Annotated in this window: 5 protein-coding genes; 4 read left to right on the top strand and 1 reads right to left on the bottom strand. The window is 72.9% G+C overall.

Going from position 1 to position 5001, the window contains the following annotated elements; translation table 11 throughout:
• The coding region (locus tag FOE67_RS16315) for a multicopper oxidase domain-containing protein (RefSeq protein ID WP_182664955.1) at positions 1–615 on the top strand (615 nt) is incomplete at its 5' end.
• On the opposite strand, the gene FOE67_RS16310 is transcribed toward FOE67_RS16315, so the two are convergent.
• Positions 576–1565 carry an acyltransferase domain-containing protein gene (locus FOE67_RS16310; protein WP_228473948.1) on the bottom strand — a complete coding sequence of 330 codons (990 nt, stop codon included), beginning with the start codon at positions 1563–1565 and terminating at the stop codon, positions 576–578. The two genes, FOE67_RS16315 and FOE67_RS16310, sit on opposite strands and share 40 nt — an antisense overlap.
• Positions 1566–1712: 147 nt before the next feature.
• Between FOE67_RS16310 and FOE67_RS16305 the strand changes: the two genes are divergently transcribed.
• The 3 genes from FOE67_RS16305 (at position 1713) to FOE67_RS16295 (ending at position 4942) form a co-directional block, all read left to right on the top strand.
• Complete coding sequence (locus FOE67_RS16305; RefSeq protein WP_182664951.1) at positions 1713–3311, top strand: acyl-CoA carboxylase subunit beta; 1599 nt, start codon at positions 1713–1715, stop codon at positions 3309–3311.
• Positions 3308–3541, top strand: a complete 234-nt coding sequence (locus FOE67_RS16300; RefSeq protein WP_182664949.1) for an acyl-CoA carboxylase epsilon subunit — start codon at positions 3308–3310, stop codon at positions 3539–3541. The genes FOE67_RS16305 and FOE67_RS16300 overlap by 4 nt, the downstream gene beginning before the upstream one ends.
• A gap of 522 nt (positions 3542–4063) precedes the next feature.
• The gene (locus FOE67_RS16295) at positions 4064–4942 is read left to right on the top strand and encodes a siderophore-interacting protein (RefSeq protein ID WP_182664947.1); all 879 of its coding nucleotides are present in this window, start codon (positions 4064–4066) and stop codon (positions 4940–4942) included.
• Positions 4943–5001 lie beyond the last annotated feature (59 nt).

The following is a 5001-nucleotide window of genomic DNA, read 5'->3' as shown; positions in this document are numbered from 1 at the left end:
GTGCGGGGGCGGGAGGGCTGCGGCGAGGACGGGGCGTACGGAGCCGACGCGGTGGAACCGGCGGCCCTGCTGCTCGGGCCCGAGGACGTCGAGGCGCCGGACCCCCTCACCGAGGGGCCCGTCTTCGACCCGTTGGTCTACGGATCCCCGGGGGAGCCGCCGTTCGGCCCGGATCCGAGCTTCGATCGGAGGTTCCACCAGGTGTTCGGCAACAGCCTCGGGTTCCACGACGGGGAGTTCATGGTGCTGTGGACCGTCAACAACCGGGTCCACCCCGACATCCCCTCCCTGTTGGTCCGGGAGGGCGATCTGGTGCACGTCACCTTCGTCAACCGCAGCCTGGACGACCACCCCATGCACCTGCACGGCCACCGGATGCTCGTCCTCTCCAGGGACGGTCGTCGCGCCACCGGGGGGCCCTGGTGGACCGACACCCTCAACGTCGCGCCGGGGGAGCGTTACGAGGTGGCCTTCCGCGCGGACAACCCGGGCCTGTGGATGGACCACTGCCACAACCTGGACCACGCCCGGGACGGCATGGTGATGCACCTGGTGTACGACGGCGTGCACAGTCCCTACGAGACCGGCCGCGACACCGGCAACCTCCCGGAGTGAACCACCTCCCCGCCCACCAGGGCGTCCCGCGCGGCCCGGACGTGGTCCCGGTCCGCGCGGGGCCCGGCGGCCCGGGGCGGCAGTGTGGCGATCACCGTGCTGCGGCCCGCCCGGACCGCCGGGTGGGCCCGGGCCGTCGTCGCCAGGGATTGGGCCGGCCCCGCTTCCACCAGTACCCGGTCGCCGTCTCCCACCACCCGGTCCAGCGTTTGCGCGAAGAGCACCGGGGCGGTGGGCTGGAGAGCCCAGAAGCGAGGGCTGAGGGCCTCGGTGGGCAGCAGCGGGCGGGTGGTGTGGGCCGAGTAGATCGTGGTCCGCGGGGGCCGCCTGGGGAAGCGGGCGATGAGTGCCTCCGTGGGGGACACCAGCGAATCCAGGGCGGGGCTGTGATACGGGGTCCGGGTCGCCAGCCGACGCCAGGTCAGGCCGTTGGCCGTCAGCCTTCGGCCGGTCGCGTCGAGGGGGGCTCCGGGGCCCGACAGAACGGTGTTCCGGGGTCCGTTGACGGCGCCGATCACCACCCCGTCCTCCAGCAGTCCGGTCAGCCGGTCGGGAGCGGCCGCGACGGCGATCATGCCCCCGGCCGGACTCCGCCGTTGCAGGAGGACCCGCTCCCACAGCAGCCGTACTGCGTCCTCCAGTCGGAACACCCCGGCCAGCGCGGCGGCGACGAACTCGCCCATGCTGTGCCCCAGGTAGGCGGCCGGCCGCACGCCCCAGCTCTCCACCAGCCGGCCCATCGCGTAGTCCACGGCGAACAGCAGCGGCGCCGAACGGCTGTCGGCGTCCAGGGGCACGGTGGGGTTCTCCACCAGCCAGTCGCGTCGCGCCGCCGCCCCCTCCGTTCCGAGCCGGTCCAGCACCGCGTCGACGGACTCGGTGAAGACCGGTTCGTGGCCGTAGAGTCCGGCCGCCATCCGGGTGTGCTGGACCCCGGTGCCAGGGAACATCAGCACGACGGAGCGGGAGGGCCGGGAGGGACGCGAAGGAGGGGACGTCATACGGCAAGCCTCGGGGGCCCGGGTCGAGTCGGCCTCGACCCGGGTGGGGAGAAGCCGTCGAGTTCTTCTCGAGCGTCCGGGTACACGCTGCGGTGCATGAGTGTTGCCGAGGAAGGGCTCCCGAACGGGGCGGTCCCGTTGGGCGGCCATCTGCGCGACCGCACGGCTGAACTCGAGGAACTCCGTCACAACGTCCTGGCCGGCCCGGGCCCGCGGGCCACCGGGGCCCAGCACGCCAGGGGCAAGTTGACGGTGCGCGAGCGCCTCGACCTTCTCTTCGACAAGGGCACCTTCGTCGAGACCGGCGGGCTGCGCCGGCACCGCGCCACCGGCTTCGGCCTGGAGGATCGGCGTCCCCACACGGACGGGGTGGTCACCGGCTGGGGGGAGGTGTGGGGTCGCACGGTCTTCGTCTACGCGCACGACTTCCGCATCTTCGGCGGGGCGCTCGGTGAGGCGCATGCCCAGAAGATCCACAGGATCATGGACATGGCCGAGGCTGCCGGCGCCCCCCTGGTGGGTCTGTGCGACGGGGCGGGCGCCCGGATCCAGGAGGGTGTCACCGCCCTGGCCGGTTACGGCGGCATCTTCCTGCGCAACGTCCGCAATTCCGGGGTGATCCCCCAGATCAGCGTCATCCTGGGGCCGTGCGCCGGAGGGGCCGCCTATTCACCGGCCCTGACCGACTTCGTCTTCATGACGCGCGGGACGGGTCAGATGTTCCTGACGGGGCCCGATGTCGTGGAGGCGGTCACCGGGGACCGCGTGACGCACGAGGCGCTCGGCGGTGCCGATGCCCATTGCACGGTCTCCGGGGTCGCGCACTTCGCCCGGGACGACGAGGAGTCCTGTCTGGAGGACGTGCGCCATCTGCTGTCCCTCCTGCCGGCCAACAATCGCGAGCTGCCGCCGGAGGCACCCCCGGACGACCCGGTCGACCGCCGGACCGAGGCGCTCCTCGACATCGTTCCCGCCGATCCCAACCGCCCCTACGACATGCGTCTGGTCGTGGAGGAGATCGCCGACCACGGGGAGTTCCTCGAGGTGCACGAGAGCTGGGGCGGCAACGTCCTGTGCGCCCTGACCCGGTTGGGGGGCGCGGTCACCGGGATCATCGCCAATCAGCCGCAGGTGTTGGCCGGGGTCCTGGACATCCACGCCTCGGAGAAGGCCGCGCGCTTCGTGCAGATGTGCGACGCCTTCAACATCCCCCTGGTCACCCTGGTGGACGTGCCGGGCTTCCTGCCCGGTGTGGACCAGGAGCACGGCGGCATCATCCGGCACGGCGCCAAGCTGCTGTACGCCTACTGCAACGCCACCGTGCCGCGCATCTCGATCGTGCTGCGCAAGGCCTACGGCGGCGCCTACATCGTGATGGACTCCCAGTCCATCGGCGCCGACCTGACCTATGCCTGGCCCATCAACGAGATCGCGGTGATGGGTGCCGAGGGCGCGGCCAACGTCATCTTCCGCCGGCAGATCGCCGCCGCCGAGGACCCCGAGGCCATGCGGCAGAAGATGGTCAAGGAGTACAAGGCGGAGCTGATGCACCCCTACTACGCGGCCGAGCGCGGCCTGGTGGACGACGTCATCGATCCGGCGGAGACCCGGATCCGGTTGATCGGGGCGCTCGCCGCCCTCCGGGCCAAGCACGCCCCGTTGCCCGGCCGCAAGCACGGGAACCAGCCCCAATGAGCGGCCGTCGGGTCGAGGCCGAGGAGGGGCGGGTCATCCGGGTGCTCCGCGGCGCCCCGACCCCGGACGAGCTGGCGGCCCTCGCCTCGGTGCTCTGTCTCCTCATCGCTTCCTCCGTCCCGGCCGGGTCCGGCCGGCGCCTCGCGACGGCCCCGGACCCCACCGGTCGGCGATTCCCGGCCACGTCCTGGGCCTCCCGGCCCCATCCCGCCCGGCGGTGGGACCGGTGAGCGGCGAGCGGCCGGACGTCCCCGGCGAGCGGGTGCCGCCCCGGGGACTCCGATGAGGTCGAAACCGCGTCTTTCGGCCCGGCAGGCGTGGTGTCGGGCACGCCGTTCCGTCGGACACGCGATTTCGTCGGACATGCGTGCGCTTGGGAATGACTTCCCTGTGCGCAAAGGAAGGTGACGGGCAATCACATGACGTCGTGTCGGAGGAGGAGGTCGCCCCTTCCTCGTCGGCGCCTCTTGTCACACGCCCCCTCCCGAGGTTAGGTTAGCCTTACTTTGCCTGATCGAGGGAGGGTGCATGCCGTCCGGGGTACGGGGCTCGGTCGATCCCCCGGGGGGCGGCCGTCGGGCCGGGGCACTCCCCTTACTTCCACGCGGCGGCCGTCGCACCGGCGCCGCCGATCCCCGCAGGAGCGACCCGATGACCCGGACCCCGTCGTCCGAGCGTGCCCGAATGCGTCTCCCGGAGCCGCCGGACGCCGGCGCCGCGTGCCACCCGGCCCCGCCGACGGGGGGAGTCGCGTGAGCAGGGAGGACCACCGTCATCGCCACCTGGACCGGATCGCGGAGGTCCGCGCCGGCCGCACGGCCGAGAAGGTGGGTTATCCCATCCGCGTCCGCGAGGCCGAGGTCGTGCGCACCGGTGCGGTCGGCGCCGGACTGCTGCGGCTGACCCTGGGCGGGAAGGGCACCGAGGGCTTCGAGGCGCACGCCCCGGACGAGCACGTGAAGCTGCTCTTCCCCGAGCCGGACGGCTCCCTGAGGCTGCCCGAGCCGAACGGGCTGATGCTGCGCTGGCCCCGACCCTCGCCCACCTCGCGGGAGTACACGGTTCGCCGCCACGACCCGGCGTCGGGCGAGATCGACATCGACATCGCCCTCCACGAGGGCGGCCTCGCCTCGGAGTGGGCCCGTGCGGTCCGGCCGGGCGCGAGGGTGCACCTCGCCGGGCCGCCCGGTGGGCTGATCGTCCCGCACGCCTACGACCGGTACCTGCTCGGCGGCGATCTCACGGCGCTGCCGGCCATCGCGCGCCGGCTGGAGGAGCTGCCCCCCACGGCGCGCGGATGGGCGTTCATCGAGGTGGCGGACGCGGACGAGGAGATCGAACTCTCCGCCCCGGGGGGCGTCGAGGTGTGCTGGCTGCACCGCGGCGACCGCCCGGCCGGTACCGGGACCGCCCTCGCGGACGCCGTGACGACGGTGACCGTGCCGGACGGCGAGCGGGTGTACGTCTGGGCGGCCGGGGAGGCGGGCCGGCTCAAGCCGCTGCGCCGCTGGGTGCGCGAGGTGTTGCGGTTGCCGAAGGGGGACCACGACATCACGGGCTACTGGAAGCGCGGCATCGCCGATTTCGACGACGACCACGGGCACGGCGGGTCTCGCGCGCACCGTTCCTGACGCGTCGACACCTCCGGTCGGGGGTGGGGGGGGGAATCCCGCCGCCCCCCACCCCGCCC

The organism is Streptomyces calidiresistens (assembly GCF_014141525.1).
In the GTDB taxonomy this organism is placed as follows: Bacteria; Actinomycetota; Actinomycetes; order Streptomycetales; family Streptomycetaceae; genus Streptomyces; species Streptomyces calidiresistens.
This window is presented reverse-complemented; position numbering and strand designations above follow the sequence as displayed.

Excerpts from the sequence above, each read along its gene's own strand:
- FOE67_RS16310 (WP_228473948.1), bottom strand. The coding sequence starts at position 1,565 with ATGTTCCCTGGCACCGGGGTCCAGCACACCCGGATGGCGGCCGGACTC.
- FOE67_RS16305 (WP_182664951.1), top strand. The coding sequence starts at position 1,713 with ATGAGTGTTGCCGAGGAAGGGCTCCCGAACGGGGCGGTCCCGTTGGGC.
- FOE67_RS16300 (WP_182664949.1), top strand. The coding sequence starts at position 3,308 with ATGAGCGGCCGTCGGGTCGAGGCCGAGGAGGGGCGGGTCATCCGGGTG.